This window comes from Pseudomonas sp. zbq_18 (assembly GCF_043102245.1).
GTDB lineage: Bacteria > Pseudomonadota > Gammaproteobacteria > Pseudomonadales > Pseudomonadaceae > Aquipseudomonas.
The window spans coordinates 164,855-187,919 of record NZ_JBICIT010000005.1 but is presented as its reverse complement, the minus strand read 5'-3'; the positions used below and the strand labels follow the sequence as shown (position 1 = coordinate 187,919).

Sequence of the window (23,065 nt, the reverse complement as noted above, 5' to 3'; positions counted from 1 at the left end):
CCTGGCTGGCGCCGCGTCTGCAGCTGCTGCTGGGCATCGCCGGGGTGATGCTGGCGCTGCAGCTGTTCAACAGCCTCAGCGGCAACCTGCTGAATGCCTGGGGCGTGCTGCCGCGGTATGTCGGCAGCCTGCCGGGCATTCTGTTTGCGCCCTGGCTGCACGCCGGCTGGTGGCATCTGCTCGGCAATCTATCGGGGCTGATGCTGCTGGCCTGGCTGGCCATGCTTGATTCGCCCCGGCGCTTTCTCGCCGCCAGCGTCTTCATCATTCTCGGCAGCGGGTTGCTGGTTTGGCTATTCGCCCGGCCGGGCATGCACCTGGGCGCCAGCGGCTGGCTGTTTGGCCTGTGGGGGTTGCTGCTCGGCCGTGCCTGGTTCGAGCGCAGCCTGGGCAGCCTGCTGATCGCCGTACTGGTGTTGCTGCTATATGGCGGCTGGTGGTGGGGGTTGCTGCCGCAGCGCGGCGTGTCCTTCGAATACCACCTGGCCGGCGCTTTCTGCGGCGTGCTGTACGCCGCACTGACCCGTACCCGAAGGAGAACCTGAATGGATTTCGCCCACCTGGACCAGCAGCTGCGCGACAGCCTGGCCGACCTCAAGCTGAGCAACGAGGAGCGCGACGAACTGCGCCAGCTTGGTAGCGACCTCGGTCCCGATCAGGTGCGTTACCTGCGCAACCGGGCCTTCGCCCTGGTGCGCGAGCTGGTGCAGGACCCGGCCAGCGCCCTGGGCGCGCTGAAATGGCTGGAACAGGTGGTCAAGACCCTCGACCTGGCCAGCTCGCCCGCGCGCCCGGCGGTGGCCAGTGCCCACTTCAGCCCCGGTGAGGAGTGTCTGCGCAAGATCCGCGAACTGTGCCGCCAGGCCAGACAGACGGTGGATATCTGCGTCTACACCATCTCCGACGATCGTCTCAGTGAGGAAATCATCGCCTGCCATCGCCGCGGCGTGGCGGTGCGGGTGATCAGCGACAACGACAAGCAGTTCGACGAAGGCAGTGACATCCAGTACCTGATCGCCCAGGGCGTGCCGCTGCGCATCGACGACAGCCCCTTCCACATGCACCACAAGTTCGCCCTGTTCGACGGCCGACTGTTGCTCAACGGCAGCTTCAACTGGACCCGCAGCGCCAGCACCAGCAACGAGGAGAACCTGCTGGTGATCGACCATCCGCAGTTGCTGGCGGCCTACGCGCGCGAGTTCGACGCCCTCTGGACGCGCTTCGCAGGCCACTAGATGAACCATCCCCACGCCCGTCGGCTCCTCGGTTTCTATCGCAGCTGCTACCTGGCCGACAGCCGCGACATGGACCTGGACAACCTCGGCAAGCAGCCCCCCGGGCGCTGGGCCTGGCTCGACGGGCGTGAGGAGCTGGCCAGCGGCAGCATGCCGCTGGTGCCGCTGTCGGCCGAGCTGGGCACGGCCCTGGCCGAGGCGCAGGCGCTGTACCCGCGCGAACTGCAGCTGATCTACGGCGTGCTGCCGGTCTGCGGTCGCCTGGCGCTGGAGACCGGCGGCTCGCAGGCGATCTGCGGCCCACTGTTCTACTACGAGGCGAGCCTGCAAGCGACCGCCGACGGCCAGGCCCAGTTGCTGGCCATCGACCCGCAGCAGGCACACGGCAACTGGCGCCTGCTGCGCCGCCTGTTCGTCGAGGACGGCACGGACAGCCTCGACGGCTTGCCGTTGCCCGCGGGCCCGGTCGATGCCGTCGCCCTTGGCCAGCTGCTCGTCTGGGTCGAGCGCAATACCCAGGTTCGCCAGGTCAGCGAGGCCGCCGCTTTTCCGCAGCTGGCCGATGCCGAGGCGCTGGCCAAGGCCCAGCGCCGGCGCAGCCTGTCGCTGCAGGCGGGCGCCTTCGTTGCCCTGGTGCCGCGCGGCACCGGCAGTCGCGGCATCGCCCACGAACTGCAGATGCTGCTGGACACCGAGCAGCTGTCACCGGCCCTGCTGCAATTGCTCGGCGAGGCGCCGCCTGCCCGTCCGCCGGGCTCGATCAGCACGCCGCAGCGCCTGCCGGCTCAGCTCAGCGCGGCCCAGTGCCGGGCGCTGGAGAACGCCGCGCGCCATCCGCTGAGCCAGATTTCCGGCCCGCCCGGCACCGGCAAGAGCTACAGCCTGGCGGCCCTGGCGCTGGATCGCTATCTGCAGGGCGAAAGCGTGCTGCTGGTCAGCCGCAGCGCCCAGGCGGTAAGGGTCATCGCGCACAAGCTGCGCGAGGATTTCGGCCTGCGCGACGGCGTGCTCGAAGGCGACGGCCAGAGCCTGCGTCAGGCCCTGCGCGAGCGCATGGAACGGCTGCTGCAGGGCGAATTCGACAGCCTCTGCGAGCAGCTCGAACAGCGCCAGCGCAGCGAGCTGGACGTGCTGCAGCAGGCCGAGCGGCGTCTGTCGGCCGACTTTGCCAGGCGCTGCGCGCAGGCTGTGCGCTGGAGCCGCCTGCTGCTGCGCGCCGAGCGCGGCAGCCTGGCGTTCTGGCAGCGCTGGTTGCAGGTGCCCTGGGTGCGCAAGCGCATTGCCAGCGGCGTGCGGCCCTGGGCATTGCTCGACGAGCTACGCGACTGCCAGCAGCGCCGTCAGCGCCTCAGCCGCGAGCACCTCAACAGCCACCGCAGCCTCACGCTCAAGCGCCTGCTGCTCAACGACCGTGGCCTGTTCGTGCGCTACAACCAGGCCATTCGCGCGCGCAGTTCGCAGCGCCAGCTGGCGCTGTTCGAGGACATCGACCCGGCACGCCTGCTGGCGGCTTTCCCGATCTGGGTGGTGACGCTGGACGAGCTGCACCGCCTGCTGCCGCTGCGCGCCGAGTTGTTCGACCTGATGGTGATGGACGAAGCCACCCAGTGCGATATCGCCTCGGCCCTGCCGGCCTTCCAGCGCTGCAGGCGCGCGGTGGTGACCGGCGATGCACGGCAGCTGCGGCATATCTCCTTCCTCTCCCGCGTGCGCGAGACGCAGCTGCTGCAGCGCGCCGGCCTGCAGGCCGACGAGCGCGAGGCCTGGAGCTACCGCGACAACAGCGTGCTCGACCTGGTCGGCTTGCAACTGGCCAGCCAGGAGGCGGTGGTGTTTCTCGACGAGCATTTCCGCAGCCGCCCGGCGCTGATCCGCTTCAGCAACGAGCTGTTCTACGACCAGCGCCTGCGGGTGATGAAGGAGCGCCCCGGCTGCGAGGCCTGCAACAGCCTGCAGCTGCGGCGGGTGGCGGGCCGGCGCGGGCGCAACGGCGTCAACGAGGCTGAGGTGGAGCAGGTGCTGGAACTGCTCGCCGCGCACATGGCCGAGTACCAAAACAGCCCGCTCAAGCCCAGCGTCGGCGTGCTGTCGCCGTTTCGCGATCAGGTCGAGCGCATTCGCCTGCGCATCGGCGAGACGCTGCCGCTGGAGCTGCTGCGCGAGTTCCGCTTGCTGGTGGACACGCCCTACGGCTTCCAGGGCGAGGAGCGCGACCTGATGATCCTCAGCTTCGCCATCGACGATGAGGCCGTGCAGGCCGCCCGCTACCTGAACCGCGCCGACCTGTTCAACGTCGCCATCACCCGCGCCCGCGAACGCCAGGTGCTGCTGTTCAGCGCGGATGAGCGACAGCTGCCCGCCACGCACCTGCTGCGCCGCTACTTGGAGTTCCTGCACAAGCCCGTCGCCAGCTGGCAGGCGGGAGCCACTGATGACGCCCGCCAGGCGCTGTGCCAGGCGCTCGAAAAGCATGGCGTCAGCGTGTGGAGCCACTACCCGCTGGCCGGGCAGGTGCTGGACCTGTTCTGCCGCCGCGGCGACAAGTGCCTGGCCATCGACCTGATCGGTTTTCCGGGGGAGGGCGAGGGCTTTCTCGAACTGGAGCGTTACCTGGTGCTGGCGCGTGCCGGCCTGGAGACCCTCCCGCTGAGCTACGGCCTTTGGCACGAGGCACCGAAGCAGGCGCTGGAGGCGCTGCTGGCGCGTCTCTGAAGGTCGCCGCTGCGCAGGTTTGCTTGACGATAGCGGCGTTAGTGGCCTAGGTCTTTGAGAGGCACTGTGTACCGGGGGGAGCCATGACGCTGCGTAACGCCGTTCAGTTGATCACCTATCCCGACCGTCTGGGGCGCAACCTGGGCGAACTTTACCAACTGCTGGATCGGCATCTGGCCGATGCCCTCGGCGGCGTGCATATCCTGCCGCTGTATCCGTCCAATGCCGATGGAGGCTTCTCGCCGCTGACCCATCTGGAGGTCGATCCGCGCTACGGCGACTGGGCCGATGTCGAGCGCATCTCCGCGCGCTTCGACCTGTGCGTCGATCTGGTGATCAGCCATATCTCCGACCAGTCGCCGGAGTTTCTCGACTTCGTCGCCAAGGGCCGCGCCTCGCCGCATGCCGAGCTGTTCGTACAGGTCGACGAGCTGGGCGAGATCACCCTGGAAGACCTGGCCAAGATCCATATCCGCAAGGAGAAGGAGCCGTTTCGCGAGGTACAACTGGCCAACGGCGAGCGTTGCCGGGTGTGGTGTACCTTCACCGAGCGGCAGATCGACCTCAACTACCAGTCACCCAAGACCTACCAGCTGATGGAGCGCTACCTGGCGTTTCTCGCCGCGCGCGGGGTCAAACTGTTCCGCCTGGATGCCTTCGGCTACACCACCAAGAAGATCGGCAGTAGCTGCTTCCTGGTCGAGCCGGACGTCTACCGCATCCTCGACTGGTTCCGCGAGACCGGTGAGAAATACGGCGCCGAGATGCTGCCGGAAGTGCACGACCATATCAGCTACCAGTACGCCATTTCGCGCCGGCACATGCGGCCCTATGCCTTTGCCCTGCCGCCGCTGGTGCTGCACGCCTTTCTCAGCGGCAACAGCCGTTACCTCAAGCAGTGGCTGCGCATGTGCCCGCGCAACCAGATCACCGTGCTGGATACCCACGACGGCATCTGCATTCCCGATGTGGAAAGCATGCTGCCGGAGACCGAGATCCGCTTTCTCATCGACGAGGTCTCGGCGCGCAGCGCCGACCCGATCATGCGCCGCTCGGCGGTCAACGTGCACAGCGTGGGGGCCATCTACCAGCTGACCTGCACCTTCTTCGAGGCGCTGATGCGCAACGAGAACGCCTACATCGCGGCGCGGGCCCTCCAGTTCTTCACCCCGGGCATTCCGCAGGTCTACTACGTCGGCCTGCTGGCTGGCTGCAACGACTTCGAGCTGTGCGAGGCGAGTGGCGAGGCGCGTGACGTCAACCGCCACCACTACAGCCTGGCGGAAGCCGAAGAGGCCCTGCAGCAACCGCTGGTGCAGCGCCTGCTGGCGCTGATGCGCCTGCGCAACCATCACCCGGCCTTCGACGGGCGCTTCGAGCTCAACCAGTCAGGCGATGCCAGCGTGATCATGGCCTGGCGCCACGGCGAGCATTACTGCCGCCTGTGTGTCGATCTGGGTACGGCGCAGGCAATCATTGATTACAGTGACCCGCAGGATGGGCAGATCGGGCAGCTGTACTGCTGAGCCTGAGCCGCCAGGCACTCTGCCGTGCGAGTGTCTTCAGGTGGCTGCGCCGGAGGGTTCCCAGAACGCATCGCTCTGCAGCTTGCTCAGCAGCTGACCGCGCAGTGCCTGGCCCTGGTCGGCCAGGTCGGCCAGCTTGTCCGTCAGTTGTCGCAGTGGCTGGGCCAGGGCGTGCAGGGTGAAGAAGGTCAGGTGCTGGATGGCCAGTTGCAGATGGTCGTGCTCGACCAGCGCGGCCACCCACTGGTCCTCGCCGAAGGATTCGCCCGGCGGAATATCCGCGCGAGCCGCCGGGGCGAGATCGAGGCGCTGCAGCTGCAGATAGGCGAGGGCGATGTTTTCCAGCAGCAGGGCCTTGTCGAAGTCTTCCAGCTCGTCGTCAGGAGCGCTCCGGCGCAGCTGCTCATGAGCCTGCGCCAGCTTGGCGAGGGCATCCTCGTCGCGCTCGAGCTTGTGCAGCAGGCGCGCCAGGCGGGTGAGGTTGGCGATTCTGCCGTAGCAGTCCATCGACCCCAGTAGCCGTTCCATTTCCTCCAGCCCCCTGCGCAGCTCGTAGCTGGTGCGTTGCCGCGCGGGCAGCCGGCTCTGGGCCAGCAGGCGCGCCTCGAGCACGAAGAAGGGCAGCTCATCCCGCTGATCCTCGGCCAGTTCGGCCAGCCAGCGCTCGGCCTGCTCCAGCAAGCGGGCCGCCAGCTCGGGCCGTTCCTCGGCATGGAGGCTCCACAGCGACAGGTACAGATCGATGCGCTGCTGCACGTCACGGGCGAGCGCCTGCAGTGCACTGGCGGCGCCGTCGAAGGTGCCACGGCCGATATGCCACTGGGCCAGATGCAGCAGCGGGGGCATGCGCTGCACATCGTCCAGGGTCGCCAGCAGTTCCTCGGCTTGCGCCAGCTGGCCACGCTCGAGCATGGCGGCGAGCATCTGCTCATGCAGGTCCTGCCCTGCGTGGGAGGGCAGTTTGGAGATGAGCGAGCGCGCCTGCTCGAACAGGCCGGCGCGAATCAGCTCGGTGATCGCCAGCGGACTCTGCTCCTGCGGCAGCAGCCCGGCGATGGCCTGCAGCCGCGCGAAGTCGCCGAGTTCGGCCAGTTCCCGCAGCAGGGTGTCCAGGCCGAGGTACTGCTGCAGTTCGGCGTCGGTCTGCATCGACTGCCAGGCCCGCTCGAGGGTGCGCGCGGCCTTGTCCGGCTGAGCGACCTCGCGTTGCTCTCGGGCCAGCTGCAGCAGCGGCAGGACTTCGGCGTCACCGCTGTGCTCGTCGAACTCGTCCAGCACGGCTCTTGCTTCATCGAGGCGGCCCTCGGCGCGCAGCAGCGGGGCTTTCAGCAGAGGTGAGCGGGGCAGGCCGTCGCCGGTTTTCGCCAGCAGCTCCAGGGCCCGGCGCGCGTGCCCCGTCGCGATCAGGTGGTTGAGCAGGTTGTCCAAGGCGACGCCACGATGGTGCGGGTCGAGCCGGTCCAGCAGCTGCAGGAGCGCGTCTGTCTGCTCGTCGTCCAGCAGGCTGGTGCACATTCCGCTCTGGGCGATCTGCCAGGCATCGCCCTGCAGCTTGGCGGCCAGGCTGCGGGCCAGCTGCGGGTGGATGTATTGCAGGCTGGCGATGCGGTTGATTTGCTTGGCTTCGTCCAACGTTATGCGTGCCGGACTTCCTTTGACTTCCAGGCGTGGGTCGACCGGCTCGCCGCCGCTGAAAGCGACGAACACGGCCACGGCGATGATGACGAGCAGAACGATGGTGAATACTTCCATGGGGCTCCCTTCCCTGGGCAAGCCTCTCGACCATGAGGGCTTTCGGTGCCCGGTCTTATACGGCGGCTAATAGGTCGCGGCAACCGCCTGTGGCGCCGTTTGCCAACCCCGTCCGGTCGCATGAGCCTCACCTGCCGAAGGTTTCGCGCTAGACTTGCGCCCCTTCGCTTCCCTGCCGGTACCGCTCCTATGGCTCTGCAAGCCACGCCTTACAAGATCGAACTGAACCTGACCGACATCGACCGCAGCGTCTACGAGAACCTGCGCTTCACCGTGGCCAAGCACCCTTCGGAGACCGAAGAGCGCTTGTGCGTGCGGTTGATCGCCTATGCGCTGTGGTACCACGAGCAGCTGGCCTTCGGTCGCGGCCTGTCGGATGTCGACGAGCCGGCCCTGTGGGAGAAGAGCCTGGACGACCGTGTGCTGCACTGGATCGAGGTCGGCCAGCCGGATGCCGAACGCATCACCTGGTGCTCGCGGCGTACCGAGAAGTTCAGCCTGGTCGCCTACGGCAACCTGCGCGTGTGGCAGAGCAAGGTGCTCGACACCGTGCGCAACCTGAAGAACATCAATGTGGTGGCGGTGGGGCAGGAGGCGCTGGAAGCGCTGGCCCGTGACCTGCCGCGTGCGGTGAACTGGAGCGTGATGATCAGCGATGGCGAGCTGTTCGTGACCGACGAGCGTGGCCAGCACGAGATTCCGCTGGAGTGGCTGGCCGGCGAGCGTTGAGCCGTTTTCCCCTCTCCCCCTGGGAGAGGGGCTAGGGGTGAGGGACTAGCCGGCCGCGCCGAGCTGCCCGAAACACCCTCACCCTACGCGGTTCGCCCCAGCCCTCTCCCAGGGGGAGAGGGAGTAACTCCCTGAATCAATACGGCCTTTCCATGCGCATCGATCTCCGCCCCTTGCCCGAAACCCTGCCTGACCTTGGCGAGCTGCCACCGCTGCTGACCCGTTTGTATGCCGCCCGTGGCGTGCAGTCCGCCGTCGAGCTGGACAAGGGGTTGGCGCGGCTGTTGCCGTATCAGCAGCTCAAGGGCATCGAAGCGGCGGTGCAGCTGCTGGTCCAGGCGCTGCAGCAGCGCCAGCGCATTCTGATCGTCGGTGACTTCGATGCCGACGGCGCCACCGCCAGCTCGGTCGGTGTACTCGGCTTGCGCATGCTCGGTGCGGCGCATGTCGATTACCTGGTGCCCAACCGTTTCGAATACGGCTACGGCCTGACCCCGGAGATCGTCGCCGTGGCGCTGGAGCGCCAGCCAGACCTGCTGCTGACCGTGGACAACGGCATCTCCAGCGTCGACGGCGTGGCCGCCGCCAAGGCCGCGGGCCTGCGCGTGCTGGTCACCGATCACCACCTGCCCGGCCCCGAACTGCCGGCGGCCGACGCCATCGTCAATCCCAACCAGCCGGGCTGCGACTTCCCGAGCAAGGCCATGGCCGGGGTCGGGGTGATGTTCTATGTGCTGCTGGCGCTGCGCGCCAGGCTGCGTGAGCTGGGCTGGTTCGCCAGCACCGGTGTCACCGAGCCGCGTCCGGCCGAACCTAACCTGGGCGAGCTGCTCGACCTGGTGGCGCTGGGTAGCGTGGCCGATGTGGTACCGCTGGACGCCAACAACCGCATCCTGGTGCACCAGGGCCTGGCGCGCATCCGCGCCGGACGTGCACGGCCCGGGCTCAAGGCCATTCTCGAGGTGGCTGGCAAGCGCCACGAGCGCATCAGCTCCACCGACCTCGGTTTCATTCTCGGCCCGCGCCTGAATGCGGCGGGCCGTCTGGACGACATGAGCCTGGGCATCGAGTGTCTGCTTTGCGAGGACGAAGCCCTCGCCCGCGACATGGCCCAGCAGCTCGACGACCTGAACAAGGACCGCAAGGCCATCGAACAGGGCATGCAGCGCGAGGCCCTGGCCCAGCTCAAGGACCTGCCGCTGGACAGCCTGCCATTCGGTCTGTGCCTGTTCGAGGCGGACTGGCACCAGGGCGTGATCGGCATCCTTGCTTCGCGTCTCAAGGAGCGCTATCACCGCCCGGCGATTGCCTTCGCCGATGCCGGCGACGGCCTGCTCAAGGGCTCCGCGCGTTCGGTGCCGGGCCTGCACATCCGTGATGCGCTGGACGCGGTAGCCGCCAAGCATCCCGGGCTGATCAGCAAATTCGGCGGCCACGCCATGGCCGCTGGTCTGTCGCTGCCACAGGAAAACTATGGCGCCTTCGCCGCTGCCTTCGATGCCGAGGTGCGCCGTCAGCTGAGCGAGGATGACCTCACCGGCCGGTTGCTATCCGACGGCCAGCTCGGCGTTGAGGAATTTCATCTGGAACTGGCCAAGGCCCTGCGCCATGCCGGACCCTGGGGGCAACACTTTCCCGAGCCGCTGTTCCACGGTGTGTTCCAGATCGTCAATCAGCGCGTGGTAGGCGAGAAGCACCTCAAGCTGGTGCTGAAGACCGAGTGCGGTGGGCAGACGCTGGACGGCATCGCCTTCAACGTCGACCGCGAGCTGTGGCCCAACCCCAACGTGCGCTGGGTCGAGCTGGCCTACAAGCTGGACGTCAACGAGTACCAGGGACGCGAAAGCGTACAGCTGCTGGTGGCGCACCTGGCGCCGCGTTGAGCGGCGCTGACGCTCATTCATAACCTGGCGCCATCACCCATTCCTTGCGCCATTTCCTCGCCGACGGTCGTCGCTGCGGGTGTTTTGGCCTGCCTGCGGGTGCGTTTCGGCAGTGGCTTCTGTCTCGAGTGTGGCAAGACATACGCAAAGTGCTTGCACTGGCCTCCCAATTAGTTGTACAAAAAATCATATTGTACAACTTTGATGGAGTTGCACCGATGTCGAACTACCGCGCCCCCCTTCGTGACATGCGCTTCGTTTTCGAGGAAGTCCTCGACGGCTACACCGCTTTGCAAGGGCTGCCGAGCCAGAGCGAATTCAGCGCCGACCTGGGCAGTGCGGTGCTCGAAGAGGCCGCCAAGCTGGCCGAGCAGGTGTTGGCACCGGTCAACAGCAGTGGCGACAAACAGGGCTGCCAGTACGATCCGGCCACCCATTCGGTCACCACGCCGCAAGGTTTCAAGGAGGCTTATCAGCACTTCGCCGAAGGTGGCTGGACGGCACTGGCCTGCCCCACCGAGTTTGGTGGCCAGGGCCTGGCGCATGTGATGAATATGATGGTCGAGGAGATGGTGTGCTCCTCCAACCTGTCACTGGGTATGTATCCCGGCCTAACCCATGGTGCGATCAATGCCTTGTCGGCCCATGGCAGCCGCGATCTGCAGGAGGCCTATCTGCCGCGCCTGATCAGCGGTGACTGGACCGGCACCATGTGCCTGACCGAGCCGCAGTGCGGCACCGATCTCGGCCTCATCCGTACTCGCGCCACCCCTCAGGCTGACGGCAGCTATGCCCTCAGTGGCACCAAGATCTGGATCACCGGCGGCGAGCATGATCTGGTCGAGAATATTGTGCATCTGGTACTGGCCAAGTTGCCGGACGCGCCCGACAGCGTGAAGGGTATTTCCCTGTTCCTGGTGCCCAAGTGGCTGCCGGACGGTACGCGTAACCCGGCCTTCTGCGGCGGCCTGGAGCACAAGATGGGGATCAAGGGCTCCGCCACCTGCGTCATGAACTTCGAGGGTGCCAAGGGCTGGTTGATCGGCGAGCCGAACAAGGGCCTCAGCTGCATGTTCACCATGATGAACTCCGCCCGCCTGATGGTGGGGCTGCAGGGGCTGGGCATTGCCGAGCACGCTTATCAGATCAGCCTCGGCTTCGCTCGCGAGCGCTTGCAGAGCCGTTCGCTGTCCGGCCCCAAGGCGGCCGACAAGCCGGCAGACCCGATCCTGGTGCATCCGGATGTGCGGCGTATGTTGTTGCGGCAGAAGGTGATGGTCGAAGGTTGCCGCGCGCTGGCGTACTTCACCGGCTTGCAGCTGGACATCGCCCACGACCACCCGCAGGCCGACGTGCGTCAGCAGGCGGACGATCTGGTGCAGCTGCTCACCCCGGTGGTCAAGGCGTTCCTCACCGATGAAGGTTTCGCCTGTGCCAACGAGGGTCTGCAGGTGTTGGGCGGTTCCGGTTTCACCGAGGACTGGGGTATCGAGCAGCTGGTGCGTGATTGCCGCATTACCCGCATCTATGAGGGCACCAACGGTATTCAGGCGCTCGACCTGGTGGGCCGCAAGCTGGCGCTGGGTGGTGGGCGGGCGGTTCGCAGCTTCTTCACCCTGGTGCAGCAGTGGCTGGCCGCGCACCCCGACGCACCTCACGCTGCCGCTGTGGAGAAAGCGCTCAAGCAGTTGCAGGACGCCACCCTGTGGCTCGCCCGCGAGGGCATGCAGGATCCCGAGCAGGCCGGCGCCGCATCGGTGCCGTACCTGCGCCTGTTTGCCCTGACCAGCCTGGCCTGGCTGTGGTCGCGCATGGCCCAGGTGGCCGCTGCCAGACTGGCGTCTGGCGCCGGCGATAGCGCGTTCTACAGCGCCAAGCTGAAGTCGGCCGACTTCTTCGTGGCACGGGTACTGACCGAGACGGATGGTCTGCTCGCCGAAGTGCGCGCAGGCAAGGCAACTTTGATGGCATTCAGCGAGGACGAATTCGCTGCCTGATGGCACCTCGACTGTCGTGCTGCGCAATCCGGCAACCTCCCTCCCCATGCCCTTTCTGGGTTGCCGGATTTTTTTATTCAACACCCGGGTGCCATGGGGCCCCGGCTTAACAGGGTATGGGAGGTGCGCTGATGACAGGCTACATCCATTGGCTGCGCCGGGCGGCCTTCCTTGCCGCACTGGTGCTGTCGTTGAACGTCCCGGCCTTGCCTGCGCAGGGGCAATGGCGCAGTCAGCTACCCGATGCCCGGCTGGTTGGCGCCGGTGAGTTCACCTGGTTCGGTTTCACGGTCTACACCGCACGGCTATGGAGCCCGGCCCCCCAGGTCGATTTCAACCAGCCTTTCGTGCTGGAGCTGACCTACCGTCGTGACATCAGCCGGGACACCCTGGTGAAGGCCAGCCTGGACGAGATGCGCCGGGTCGCGGATGTAGATCCGGCGACACTGGCCGGCTGGGAAGACGACCTGCGCCTGGCCTTCCCCGATGTGAAAGCCGGCCAACGCATCGCCGGCGAGTACCGGCCGGGGCAGGGCGGGCGGTTTTACCTGGATGGCCAGTTGCGCCAGGAAATTGCCGACCCCGAGTTTGCCAAGGCTTTCTTCGCCATCTGGCTGGATACCGATACCCGCAGTCCCGAGCTGCGCCGGGCGCTGCTCGGCCTCAATACGGAGCGTTCGCGATGAAACGCAGGTTTTTGGCGCTGTTGCTTGCAGGTGCGCTGCTCGGCGGCTGCAGCGGGGTTGAGGTCGAGCACTATTCCGATCAACAACCGCGCCTGGATCTGCCGACCTTCTTCGACGGCCCGGTCGAGGCCTGGGGCATTTTCGAGGACCGTTCCGGCGAGGTGATCAAGCGCTTTCATGTGGATATCACCAGCCGCCGCGAGGGTGAGCAGCTGATTCTCGACGAGCGTTTCCTCTACAGCGATGGTACGCGCCAGCGCCGGGTCTGGACCCTGACGCCGGACGGCGAGGGCCGCTGGCGCGGGCGTGCCGATGACGTGCTGGGTGAAGCCCAGGGCGAGATCGCCGGCAATGCACTGCGCTGGCGTTATCAGCTGAACCTGCCGGTCGACGACACCACCTATGTGGTGGAGTTCGACGACTGGATGTACCTGATGGACGAGGACACCCTGATCAACCGTTCGAGCATGCGCAAGTTCGGTGTCGAACTGGGCCAGGTCACCCTGTTCTTCCGTCGCGTTCCCGCCGAACGCAGGCCCTGATGGACTCCCTGGGTGATGGCTATCGGGCGCTGGTGATCGGCGCCGGTGGCGCCCTGGGCGCTGCCTTTTGCCAGCTGCTGCGCGAGGACCCGCGTTGCGCCGAGGTGCTCACCCTCGGGCGTTCGACCACGCCGGCGCTGGATCTGGAAAACCCACAGAGCATCGCCCTCGCCGCTGCCGAGATCGGCCGACAGGGGCCGCTGCAGTTGATCCTGCTGGCGACCGGGGTGCTGCACCGTCCTGGGGTGAGTCCGGAAAAGAGCCTGGCGGCGCTGCAGGCCGAAGCGTTGCAGGCGGTATTCCAGATCAACGCGCTGGGGCCGGCGCTGGTGCTGCAGCAGTTCCTGCCGCTGCTGGCGCCCCGTGGAGTCATGGCCGTGCTGTCGGCGAAGGTCGGCAGCATTGGCGACAACCGCCTCGGCGGCTGGTACGCCTACCGTGCCTCCAAGGCGGCGCTGAACATGCTGGTCAAGACCGCGGCCATCGAACTGGCCCGAAGCAAGCCGCAGGCCCGGCTGTTCAGCCTGCACCCGGGCACCGTGCGGTCAGCGCTCTCGCAACCCTTTCGCGGCGCTGCCGCAGGCCGCCCGCCTCGTGAGGCGGCCGCGCAGCTGCTCAACCTGATCGACCGACTGGACCCCGCCGACAGTGGCGGTTTCTTCGCCTATGACGGCGAGCCTTTACCCTGGTAGGAGATGCGCCATGACCCTCGAAGAACTCAACCAGATGGCCGCCCAAGGGGCCATCAACGAGTTGGAGCTGTGCTCGCTGGAAGGTGGTTTCTATGTGTTGCTCGCCCGTACCGACGAGGGCACCAAGCCGCTGCTCGACGCCTCGGGCGATACCGTGCAGGTGCGCTCGATCACCCACCTGCGTGAGCTGCTGCGCTTCACCCCGCCGGTGGCGTGCACCATGGTGCAGCAGGTGGTGCATGACGAGATGTGCGGTATGCGCGATGGCCCGGTGGAGCCGCTGCGCGTGCCGGTCGGCCTGAGCGAGCCCTGGTAGTGACGCCCGCGCGCCGACTCGGCGTGTTGCTGGGCGACCAGCTCTCGTTCGACCTCAGCCTGTTCGACGCGCTCGACCCGGCGCAGGATGCGCTGCTGCTGGCCGAGGTGATGGACGAGGCCACCTACGTCGCCCATCACCCGCAGAAGATCGTGCTGATCTTCAGCGCCATGCGCCACTTCGCCCAGGCCCTGGAAGAGCGCGGCTGGCGGGTGATCTACGTGCGCCTGGACGATGCCGACAACAGCGGCAGCCTGCCGGGCGAGCTGCTGCGTTGGGCCGAGCGCCTGGGCGTGGAGCAGGTGCACCTGACCGAGTGCGGCGAATGGCGCTTGCAGGAGGCGTTGAACCAGTGCGGTCGGCCGCTGGTGTGGCACGAAGACCGACGCTTTTTCTGCTCGCGGCAGCGCTTCGCGGCCTGGGCGAGCGGGCGCCGACAGCTGCGCATGGAGAACTTCTACCGCGACATGCGCAAGCGCACCGGCCTGCTGATGGAGTTCGACGGCAGCCCGGTCGGCGGCACCTGGAACCTCGATCAGGACAATCGCAAGGCGCTGCCCAAAGGCCTGCGCGGCCCCTTCGCGGCCAGTTTCACGGCCGACGACCTCACCCGCGAGGTGCTGCAACTGGTCGAGCAGCGCTTTGCCGGGCACTACGGCAGCCTCGAAGGCTTCGACTACCCGGTGACCCATGCCGAGGCCCAGGCGCTGTGGCAGCATTTTCTCGATTTCGGCCTGGCCGCGTTCGGCGACTACCAGGACGCCATGGCTCAGGGCGAGCCCTATCTGTTCCATGCCCGCATCAGCGCCGCGTTGAACATCGGCCTGCTCGATGTGCGCCAGCTGTGCGCGGATGTCGAACAGGCCTACCGCGAGGGCAGGGCGCCGCTGAATGCGGCCGAGGGCTTCATTCGCCAGCTTATTGGCTGGCGCGAATACGTGCGCGGCATCTACTGGCTGCGCATGCCCGAGTACGCCGAGCTGAATGCCTTCGGCAACAGTCGCGCGTTGCCCGAGTTCTACTGGACTGGCGACACCTCGATGCGCTGCATGGCCCAGGCCATCGGCCAGAGCCTCGAGCTGGGCTATGCCCACCATATCCAGCGGCTGATGGTGACCGGCAACTTCGCCCTGCTCGCCGGCATCGCGCCCAAGGCGATCTGCGAGTGGTACCTGGCGATCTACCTGGACGCCTTCGACTGGGTGGAACTGCCCAACACCCTGGGCATGGTCATGCATGCCGACGGCGGCTACCTGGGTTCCAAGCCCTACTGCGCCAGCGGTCGCTATATCCAGCGCATGTCCGATTACTGTGGCGACTGCGCCTACCGGGTCGATCAGGCCGTGGGCGAGCAGGCCTGCCCGTTCAATGCCCTGTACTGGCATTTTCTACGCCGCCATCGCGACCGCCTGGGCACCAATCCGCGCCTGGCCATGGTCTACCGCAACCTCGATCGCATGGACGAAGACCGGCGTGAGGCGCTGTGGCAGCGTGGCGAGGATCTGTTGGCGCGCCTGGATGCGGGGCAGGCACTGTGAAAAAGGCCGACCTGCCGAGCAAACTCTGCGTGCACTGCGGTTTGCCCTTCAGTTGGCGGCGGCGCTGGGCGCGCTGCTGGGAGGAGGTGCGCTATTGCTCCGAGCGCTGCCGGCGGACGTCACGCGGCAGACGTTCGGAGCACTAGTTCAGGCGGCCTCTTCGGGGTCTTCGCTGCGCTCCAGCGCGACCTGACGAATCGACAGACGGATTTCCGCCGGCAATACGCGCTTGGCCACGCCCTCGACCAGTTCAGCCAGTTGCGGGTGGTGGCTAAGCTTGCCTTCGCCGTTCTGCCGCAGCACGCCCTGGTCGAGCAGGGTCTGGATGAAGTGGCGGAACAGACTCTTGTCGAAGAACTCCGGGGCGTTGAGGCCGTGCAGGATCGACAGGCGTTGGGCCATGGTCACGCAAAGGTTTTCCAGCTCCTCGGCGCTCAGGGCGTACTGGCCGGCGTTGAGCAGCAGCGCGGTGGCCATGTAGAAGCGCTGCAGGGTCTGCACGATGGCGCGGGCCAGCAGGCTGAGCAGCACGTACTGGCGCGAGCTGGGTGCCGGGCGGATGAACATGTCGTCCTCGCGGCGCAGCAGACCCTGCTCGACGAAGGCGTTCAGCCACTGGTCGACGGCACCTTCCAGCTCCTCGGCCGAGTAGCGGATGAACAGCTCGGACTGCAGGTAGGGATACTGCGCGCTGACGTAGCGCAGGATCTGCTCGCGGCTCATGCGCGAGCTGCTGAGGAAGAAGCTGGCCAGCAACGCCGGCAGTGCGAACACGTGCAGCACGTTGTTGCGGTAGTAGGTCATCAGGACGGCATTCTGCTCGTCCAGGTAGAGGATCTTGCCCAGCGCGTCCTTCTGCTCGGCCAGCAGGTCCATGCTCTGCACGTAGCGGATCAGGTCCTGGCCGTTGCCTTCGGGCAGGGTGGCGTGCGGCGAGTAGGGCACCTGGCGCAGCAATGCCAGGTACAGGTCGAGCACACGGGCCAGGGCCTTTTCGTCCAGCGCCAGCTTGGCGGTGGAGAGCAGGGCCAGGGCCACCAGATTGACTGGGTTGATGGCTGCTGCCTCGTTCAGGTGCTGGGCCACCTTCTCGCCGAGGCGGTTGGTGGTGGTGTTGAGCCAGGCCGGGCGGAACTGCTCGCCGTGGTCCTGGGTGCGCCAGCCGGGCTGCTCATGGTCGAGGAAGTCGGCCAGCTTGATCGCCTCGCCGAAATTGACGTGCACGCTGCCGAAGCGTTGCTTACGGATGGCGCCGATGACCTTGAAGATGTCGAAGATCGACTCCTTCTTCTTCGCCGCGCCGCGCAGCTCGCCCAGGTAGGTGCGGCCTTCCAGTACCCGCTCGTAGCCGATGTACACCGGTACGAAGGCAATCGGCAGGCGGTTGGAACGCAGGAAGCTGCGCAGGGTGATGGCCAGCATGCCGGTCTTCGGCTGCAGGGTACGGCCGGTGCGCGAGCGTCCGCCTTCGACGAAGTACTCGACCGGGAAGCCCTTGCTGAACAGGGTGTGCAGGTATTCGTTGAACACCGCAGTGTACAGCGGGTTGCCCTTGAAGGTGCGGCGCATGAAGAAGGCGCCGCCACGGCGCAGCAGGCCGCCGACCACCGGCATGTTGAGGTTAATGCCGGCGGCGATGTGCGGCGGGGTCAGGCCGTTGCGGAACAGCAGGTAGGACAGCAGCAGGTAGTCGATGTGGCTGCGGTGGCACGGCACGTAGATGATCTCGTGGTCGTGGGCCAGGTCGCGCACGGCTTCCAGATGGTTGACCTGGATACCTTCGTACAGCTTGTTCCAGAACCAGCTGAGCACTACTTCGAGGAAGCGGATGGCGGTGTAGGTGTAGTCCGAGGCAATCTCGTTGCCGTAGTGCAGCGCCTTGGCTTCGGACTTCTGCAGGCTGATGCCTTCACGCTCGGCGTCTTCGGCGATGGCCTGGCGCACCAGCGGGTCGTGGACCAGGCCCTTGACCAGGTTGCGCCGGTGCGACACGTCCGGGCCGATCACCGCGGCCTTCTGGTTGCGGAAGTGCACCCGCAGGATGCGCTGCACCATGCGCAGGGTACGTTCGCGGCCCTTGCCCTGGTCGAGCAGTTCGCGCAGGTGGATGGGCGCGGCGAATTGCACGCGGGTCTTGCGTCCGAGGATCAGGATGCTGACCAGCTTGCGCAGGCGCCCGGTAACGGCCCAGGTATCGGCGAACAGCAGTTTCCACGGGCTGGTTTCGCGGTCCGGCGACTGGCCCCAGAACACGCTGACCGGGATGATCTGCGCATCGTCCACTGCCTGGCTGTCGAGGCTGCTGAGGATGCGCTGCAGGGCGGGCGGGGCGCCGCGCTTGTCATGCCCGCCGAACCAGCTGGGTTCGCGGGTCAGGTAGAAGAAGCCGGCCGGTTCCAGCTGCTCGCCGATGGCCACCGGCAGTACCGGACGCGGCAGGCCGGCCTTGCTGCATTCGCGGTCGACCACGGCCAGGTCGGCGGCCGAGGGCTGCTGCAGCACATAGAACACCGGCTTGGAGCGATCCAGGCGCAGGTTGAAGGAAGACTGATTGATGGTTTCCGAGCGCACCCAGAGAAACAACAGGCGGCGCAGGGCGCCAAACGCAAGGCGGCGGAACGGGGAGCGGGTCATACGGGCTCTTGACGGCATTTCAAGCGAGCACTTGCTCGGGGGCGCTAGTGTGCCGCAAGCGCGGGTCTGCGGCAAAAGCCAAACGATGGACGAGACATATGGAAACTTTCCCTTGCCCATGCGGTCTTGCATAGCCGCCGACCCACTCCTTATAGTCCGGCCGGCATTTGTCGGGCCCGCAGTGGTATCGCAGGCTGCGGGCTTCCATCGCGATGGTGAGAGGCCATGATAGAGATAAGAAACCTGACCAAGCGTTTTGCGGGGCATGCGGCCGTTGATGGCCTCAGCTTCAAAGTCCAGCAGGGGGAAGTGCTGGGCTTCCTTGGCCCGAACGGGGCCGGTAAATCCACCACCATGAAGATGCTCACGGGCTTCCTGGCGCCAACCTCGGGTACGGCGAGCATTCTCGGTCATGACGTGCAGAGCGATACGCTCGCCGCACAGCGTTTGATTGGCTATTTGCCGGAAGGTGCGCCGAGCTATGGCGACATGACCGTGCGCGGCTTCCTTGAGTTCATCGCTGAGGTGCGCGGCTTCCGCGGCGCCGAGAAAAAGCAGCGGGTGCTGCGCGCGGTGCAGCAGGTCGAGTTGGACAAGGTGCTGGAACAGAGCATCGAGACCCTGTCCAAGGGCTTCAAGCGCCGCGTCGGCCTGGCCCAGGCGATCCTGCATGATCCGCAGGTGCTGATCCTCGACGAGCCCACCGACGGCCTCGACCCCAACCAGAAGCACCAGGTGCGCCAGCTGATCCAGAGCCTGGCCAAGGACAAGATCGTCATCATCTCCACCCACATCCTCGAAGAAGTGTCCGCCGTATGCACCCGCGCCGTGGTGATCGCCGGCGGCAAGCTGGTCGCTGATGCCACGCCGCTGGAGCTGGAAGGGCGTTCGCGCTACCACCAGGCGGTGACCCTGGTCGGCACCAGCGAACTGGACGTCGAAGCCCTGTCCGCCCTGCCGGGGGTGGCCGGCGTCGAGCGCAACGAGCGCGAGCACAGCCTGACCGTGCTGGCCAAGGCGGGCGAGGTGATCTTCCCGCAGGTCAACGAGCTGATTCGCCAGCGTGGCTGGCAGATCAAGGAACTGGACGTGGAGCGCGGCCGCCTCGATGAGGTATTCCGCACCCTGACCCGAGGAGAAGCGGCATGACGCAGTTGCCGGTGGTCTTCAAGCGCGAGCTGCGCAGCTATTTCGCCACGCCGCTTGCCTATGTATTCATCCTGATCTTCCTGGTGCTGTCCGGGGTCTTCACCTTCTACCTCGGTGGCTTCTACGAGAGCGGCCAGGCGGACCTGGCGCCGTTCTTCAACTTCCACCCCTGGCTGTACCTGTTCCTGGTGCCGGCGATTGCCATGCGCCTGTGGGCCGAGGAGCGCAAATCCGGCTCCATCGAGTTGCTGATGACCCTGCCGATCACCCGTTTTGACGCGGTGCTGGGCAAGTTCCTCGCCGCCTGGGTGTTCGCCGGCATCGCACTGTTGCTGACCTTCCCGATGATCATCACGGTCAACTACCTGGGCCAGCCGGACAACGGCGCGATCTTCACCGGCTACTTCGGCAGCTGGCTGCTGGCCGGCTCCTACCTGGCCATCGGCTCGTGCATGTCGGCGCTGGCCAAGAACCAGGTGATCGCCTTCATCCTCGCCGTCAGCGCCTGCTTCCTGTTCATCGTCAGCGGCTTCCCCATGGTGCTCGACGCCCTGGCCTGGGCACCGCAATGGGCCATCGACGCAGTGTCGTCGCTGTCCTTCCTGACGCGCTTCAACGCGATCAGCAAGGGCGTGATCGACCTGCGCGACCTGCTCTATTTCATCTCCCTGATGGCCGCCTGGCTTGCTGCCACCGCCATCGTGGTCGATCTGAAGAAGGCTGACTGACGATGAAAAAACTGATGTATTCCGGCGCCGGCCTGCTGCTGATCGCCGTGGCCTTCCTGGCCTTCAACATGCTCACCAGCCTGGGCCTGGGCAATGCCCGCCTGGACCTGACCGAGCAGAAGCTCTACACCATCTCCGAGGGCACCGAGCGCATCCTTGGCGAGCTGGAAGAGCCGATCAACCTGTACTTCTTCTACTCCGACAAGAGTGCCCGCGACCTGGCCGTGCTGCGCAACTACGCCACCCGCGTGGAGGAAATGCTCAAGGCCTACGAGCGTGCAGCCGGCGGCAAGATCAAGCTGCACATCGTCGACCCCGAGCCGTTCTCCGAGGACGAGGACAAGGCCGCGGCATTCGGCCTGCAGGCCGTGCCGGCGAGCCAGAACGGCGATTCGATCTACTTCGGCCTGGCCGGCACCAACGCGGTGGACGACAAGCAGGTGATCCCGTTCTTCCCGCTGGATCAGGAAGAGTTCCTCGAGTACCAGATCAGTCAGTTGGTGCAGGGCCTGGCCAAGCCGCAGAAGCCGGTGATTGGCCTGCTCAGTGGCCTGCAGATCAACGGCGGCTTCGACATGGCCGCGCGCCAGCCGACCGCGCCGTGGATGGTGATGGAGGAGATCCGCCAGCTGTTCAAGATCGACAGCCTCAAGGCCGGCGTCGACAAGATTCCGGACGAGGTCTCGGTGCTGCTGCTGGTGCACCCGAAGAACCTGCCGCAGGCCAGCCTGTACGCCATCGACCAGTTCGTCCTGCGTGGTGGCAAGTTGCTGGTATTCGTCGACCCCTATGCCGAGGCCGACAATGCCGCGCCGATGCTGCCGGGCGACGAGATGGACAAGGCCAGTGACCTGGAGCCGCTGTTCAAGGCCTGGGGCGTGCGCATGCTGCCGAACAAGGTGCTCGGCGACGGTTCCTACGCGCTGTCCGTGGGTATGGGGCAGGGCCAGCGTCCGGTTCGTCACGCCGCCTGGCTGGCGCTGCCGCAGCGGGCCATGGATCAGGACGATGTGGTGACCTCGGGTCTGGAGAGCATCAACGTCGCCACCAGTGGCATTCTCGAGCCGGTTGAAGGGGCCAAGACCCAGTTCACCCCGCTGCTGCAAAGCTCCGAGTACGCCATGCCACTGGACGCCGCGCGTTTCGCCATGCTGGCCAACCCGGAAGAGCTGATGGCCGATCTCAACCCGACCGGCGAGCGTTATGCGATTGCTGCGCGTATCAGCGGCCCGGCACAGACGGCGTTTCCTGACGGTATCGAGGGGCAGAAGGACGGCCTGAAGTCGGCGGAGAACATCAACGTGATCGCCGTGGCCGACACCGACCTGCTGGGCGATCGCATGTGGGTGCAGGTGCAGGACTTCTTCGGCCAGCGCGTGCCGCAGCCGTTCGCCGACAATGCCGGCTTTGCCATCAACGCCCTGGACAACCTGTCCGGCAGCGACGCGCTGATCAGCGTGCGCTCGCGCGGTCGTTTCAGTCGCCCGTTCGAGGTGGTCGAGGCGCTGCAGCGTGAGGCCGAGGCGCAGTTCCGGGTCAAGGAAGAAGACCTGCAGAAGCGCCTGGCCGAGACCGAGCAGAAACTCGCTGCCCTGCAACAGCAGGACCCGAGCAAGCCGCTGGAGCTGACCGCCGAGCAGCAGACCGCGCTGCAGCAGTTTGTCGACGAGAAGCTGCGCATCCGCAAGGAGCTGCGCGAGGTGCGTTACCAGCTAAATGCCAATATCGAGGATCTGGGCCGTACCCTGAAACTGGCCAATATCCTGCTGGTGCCGCTGCTGCTGACCCTGGGCGTACTGGCCCTGTGGCTGTGGCGTCGCCGCAAGTCGGCCTGATATCGGCAAGGGGAAGGGGCGTTGCCCTTTCCCATGCTGTTCCCTTCCGTATACAACGACTCCTTGATCGAGGAGAACACCGCTATGAATCGCAAGACCCTGATCATCCTGGCAGTGCTGGTGGTGGCGCTCCTGGCTGCCTGGCATTTCACCCGCAAGGCCGAGCAGCCGCAGGCGCTGCCGGAAGCGCAACGCTGGTTGCCAGAGCTGCAGCCGTCCCAGGTCGAGGCCATTGAAGTGCAGCGTGCCGGCCAGCCATTGGTCCGGCTGCAGCGTCAGGAGCAGGGCTGGGTGCTGCCGGCCAAGGCGAATTACCCGGCCAACCAGGCGCAGGTGTCTGGTTTGCTCAAGGTGCTGAACGAGGCGCGCAAGGTCGAGCCGCGTACCCGTAACCCCGAACTCTACGCGCGTCTTGGTCTGGTGGAGCCGCAAGCGCTCAAGGTCACGCTGCTGCGTGGAGAGTTGCCGTCACTGCCGCTACTGATCGGTAATCCGGGACAACAGAACGGTCAGCTGGTGCGTGGCGCCAGCGAGGCGCAGAGCTGGTTGATCGATCGGCGCATCGAACTGCCGGCTACCGAGTTGGACTGGCTGGATCGCCGGGTGACCGCCGTGCCATTTGCCGAGGTCAAGGCGCTGCAGGTGGAGCACGCCGATGGCCAGCAAGTGCAACTGTTCCGCGACAAGGCCGAGGAGACTAATCTGCAGCTGCGCAATCTGCCCAAGAACGGCAAGCTGGCGTTCGACGGCGCCGCCGATGGCATGGCCCGAGTGTTTGCCGACCTGCAGTTCGCCGACGCGGCGCCGCTCGATCAGCTGACGTTCGAGGGCAAACCCAGCCTGATCTTCAGCCTGGAGACCTTTGCCGGCAAGAAGCTGGAGGGCCGTTTCTATCTAAAGGCCGACCAGCACTGGCTGCTGCTAGGTAAGGACAGCGATCTGGCCGCGGAGAACGTTCCGGGGCGCACTGACTGGGCTTATCGCATCGAGCCGTACCAGTATCAGAGCCTGGCGAAAAAGCTGACCGATTTGCTTTCGGCAAAACCCTGAAATCCGGCTGCAGGCCTTGTGTGACGGCCTTTACGGCTGGCCTAAAATATCCCTTGGCAGA

At 66.0% G+C, this 23,065-nt stretch carries 19 protein-coding genes; 17 read left to right on the top strand and 2 right to left on the bottom strand.

From position 1 onward, the window contains the following. Window positions 1-47: 47 nt before the first annotated feature. From ACF8C6_RS04005 to gtfA, 4 genes are all read left to right on the top strand, one after another. Window positions 48-545 (top strand): rhomboid family intramembrane serine protease, encoded by a 498-nt coding sequence (locus ACF8C6_RS04005; RefSeq protein WP_392498177.1) that lies wholly within the window; start codon window positions 48-50, stop codon window positions 543-545. Continuing rightward, the gene (locus tag ACF8C6_RS04000; protein ID WP_392498094.1) at window positions 546-1,235 is read left to right on the top strand and encodes a phospholipase D-like domain-containing protein; all 690 of its coding nucleotides are present in this window, start codon (window positions 546-548) and stop codon (window positions 1,233-1,235) included. Further along, entirely contained in the window at window positions 1,236-3,947 is a 2,712-nt protein-coding gene (locus ACF8C6_RS03995) for a DEAD/DEAH box helicase (protein WP_392498093.1), read from the top strand. Between the two features lie 83 nt (window positions 3,948-4,030). Further along, window positions 4,031-5,473 carry a sucrose phosphorylase gene (gene gtfA, locus ACF8C6_RS03990; RefSeq protein WP_392498092.1) on the top strand — a complete coding sequence of 481 codons (1,443 nt, stop codon included), beginning with the start codon at window positions 4,031-4,033 and terminating at the stop codon, window positions 5,471-5,473. A gap of 36 nt (window positions 5,474-5,509) precedes the next feature. On the opposite strand, the gene ACF8C6_RS03985 is transcribed toward gtfA, so the two are convergent. Beyond that, window positions 5,510-7,225, bottom strand: coding sequence for a hypothetical protein (locus ACF8C6_RS03985; protein ID WP_392498091.1), 1,716 nt, complete (start codon window positions 7,223-7,225; stop codon window positions 5,510-5,512). A 189-nt stretch (window positions 7,226-7,414) separates the two neighbouring features. On the opposite strand from ACF8C6_RS03985, the gene ACF8C6_RS03980 reads away from it, so the two are divergent. The 9 genes from ACF8C6_RS03980 (at window position 7,415) to ACF8C6_RS03940 (ending at window position 15,754) form a co-directional block, all read left to right on the top strand. Next, window positions 7,415-7,954, top strand: coding sequence for a YaeQ family protein (locus ACF8C6_RS03980; RefSeq protein WP_392498090.1), 540 nt, complete (start codon window positions 7,415-7,417; stop codon window positions 7,952-7,954). A gap of 152 nt (window positions 7,955-8,106) precedes the next feature. Next, window positions 8,107-9,837 (top strand): single-stranded-DNA-specific exonuclease RecJ, encoded by a 1,731-nt coding sequence (gene recJ / locus ACF8C6_RS03975; RefSeq protein WP_392498089.1) that lies wholly within the window; start codon window positions 8,107-8,109, stop codon window positions 9,835-9,837. A gap of 218 nt (window positions 9,838-10,055) precedes the next feature. Beyond that, window positions 10,056-11,834 (top strand): acyl-CoA dehydrogenase C-terminal domain-containing protein, encoded by a 1,779-nt coding sequence (locus tag ACF8C6_RS03970; RefSeq protein WP_392498088.1) that lies wholly within the window; start codon window positions 10,056-10,058, stop codon window positions 11,832-11,834. 131 nt (window positions 11,835-11,965) lie between these two features. Continuing rightward, a complete protein-coding gene (locus tag ACF8C6_RS03965) occupies window positions 11,966-12,520 on the top strand; it encodes a chalcone isomerase family protein (protein WP_392498087.1) in 555 nt (184 codons plus the stop codon). Next, a complete protein-coding gene (locus tag ACF8C6_RS03960) occupies window positions 12,517-13,062 on the top strand; it encodes a DUF3833 domain-containing protein (protein WP_392498086.1) in 546 nt (181 codons plus the stop codon). The genes ACF8C6_RS03965 and ACF8C6_RS03960 overlap by 4 nt, the downstream gene beginning before the upstream one ends. After that, window positions 13,062-13,754: an SDR family NAD(P)-dependent oxidoreductase gene (locus tag ACF8C6_RS03955; RefSeq protein ID WP_392498085.1), complete on the top strand. Its 693-nt coding sequence runs from the start codon at window positions 13,062-13,064 to the stop codon at window positions 13,752-13,754. Before ACF8C6_RS03960 ends, ACF8C6_RS03955 begins: the two co-directional genes overlap by 1 nt. A 10-nt stretch (window positions 13,755-13,764) precedes the next feature. Beyond that, the gene (locus ACF8C6_RS03950; RefSeq protein ID WP_392498084.1) at window positions 13,765-14,070 is read left to right on the top strand and encodes a DUF6482 family protein; all 306 of its coding nucleotides are present in this window, start codon (window positions 13,765-13,767) and stop codon (window positions 14,068-14,070) included. Continuing rightward, entirely contained in the window at window positions 14,070-15,608 is a 1,539-nt protein-coding gene (locus ACF8C6_RS03945; RefSeq protein WP_392498083.1) for a cryptochrome/photolyase family protein, read from the top strand. Before ACF8C6_RS03950 ends, ACF8C6_RS03945 begins: the two co-directional genes overlap by 1 nt. Next, window positions 15,605-15,754, top strand: coding sequence for a DUF2256 domain-containing protein (locus ACF8C6_RS03940; RefSeq protein WP_277688588.1), 150 nt, complete (start codon window positions 15,605-15,607; stop codon window positions 15,752-15,754). The genes ACF8C6_RS03945 and ACF8C6_RS03940 overlap by 4 nt, the downstream gene beginning before the upstream one ends. A gap of 1 nt (window position 15,755) precedes the next feature. On the opposite strand, the gene plsB is transcribed toward ACF8C6_RS03940, so the two are convergent. Then, window positions 15,756-18,242: a glycerol-3-phosphate 1-O-acyltransferase PlsB gene (plsB, locus tag ACF8C6_RS03935; RefSeq protein WP_392498082.1), complete on the bottom strand. Its 2,487-nt coding sequence runs from the start codon at window positions 18,240-18,242 to the stop codon at window positions 15,756-15,758. A 225-nt stretch (window positions 18,243-18,467) separates the two neighbouring features. On the opposite strand from plsB, the gene ACF8C6_RS03930 reads away from it, so the two are divergent. The 4 genes from ACF8C6_RS03930 to ACF8C6_RS03915 all read left to right on the top strand — a co-directional run bounded on the left by ACF8C6_RS03930 (window position 18,468) and on the right by ACF8C6_RS03915 (window position 23,004). Further along, window positions 18,468-19,391, top strand: a complete 924-nt coding sequence (locus ACF8C6_RS03930) for an ABC transporter ATP-binding protein (protein ID WP_392498081.1) — start codon at window positions 18,468-18,470, stop codon at window positions 19,389-19,391. Then, window positions 19,388-20,119, top strand: coding sequence for an ABC transporter permease subunit (locus ACF8C6_RS03925; RefSeq protein WP_277688591.1), 732 nt, complete (start codon window positions 19,388-19,390; stop codon window positions 20,117-20,119). Before ACF8C6_RS03930 ends, ACF8C6_RS03925 begins: the two co-directional genes overlap by 4 nt. Before the next feature lie 2 nt (window positions 20,120-20,121). Further along, window positions 20,122-21,954: a GldG family protein gene (locus tag ACF8C6_RS03920; protein ID WP_392498080.1), complete on the top strand. Its 1,833-nt coding sequence runs from the start codon at window positions 20,122-20,124 to the stop codon at window positions 21,952-21,954. A gap of 84 nt (window positions 21,955-22,038) precedes the next feature. Further along, window positions 22,039-23,004 carry a DUF4340 domain-containing protein gene (locus tag ACF8C6_RS03915; RefSeq protein ID WP_392498079.1) on the top strand — a complete coding sequence of 322 codons (966 nt, stop codon included), beginning with the start codon at window positions 22,039-22,041 and terminating at the stop codon, window positions 23,002-23,004. Window positions 23,005-23,065: the final 61 nt, after the last annotated feature.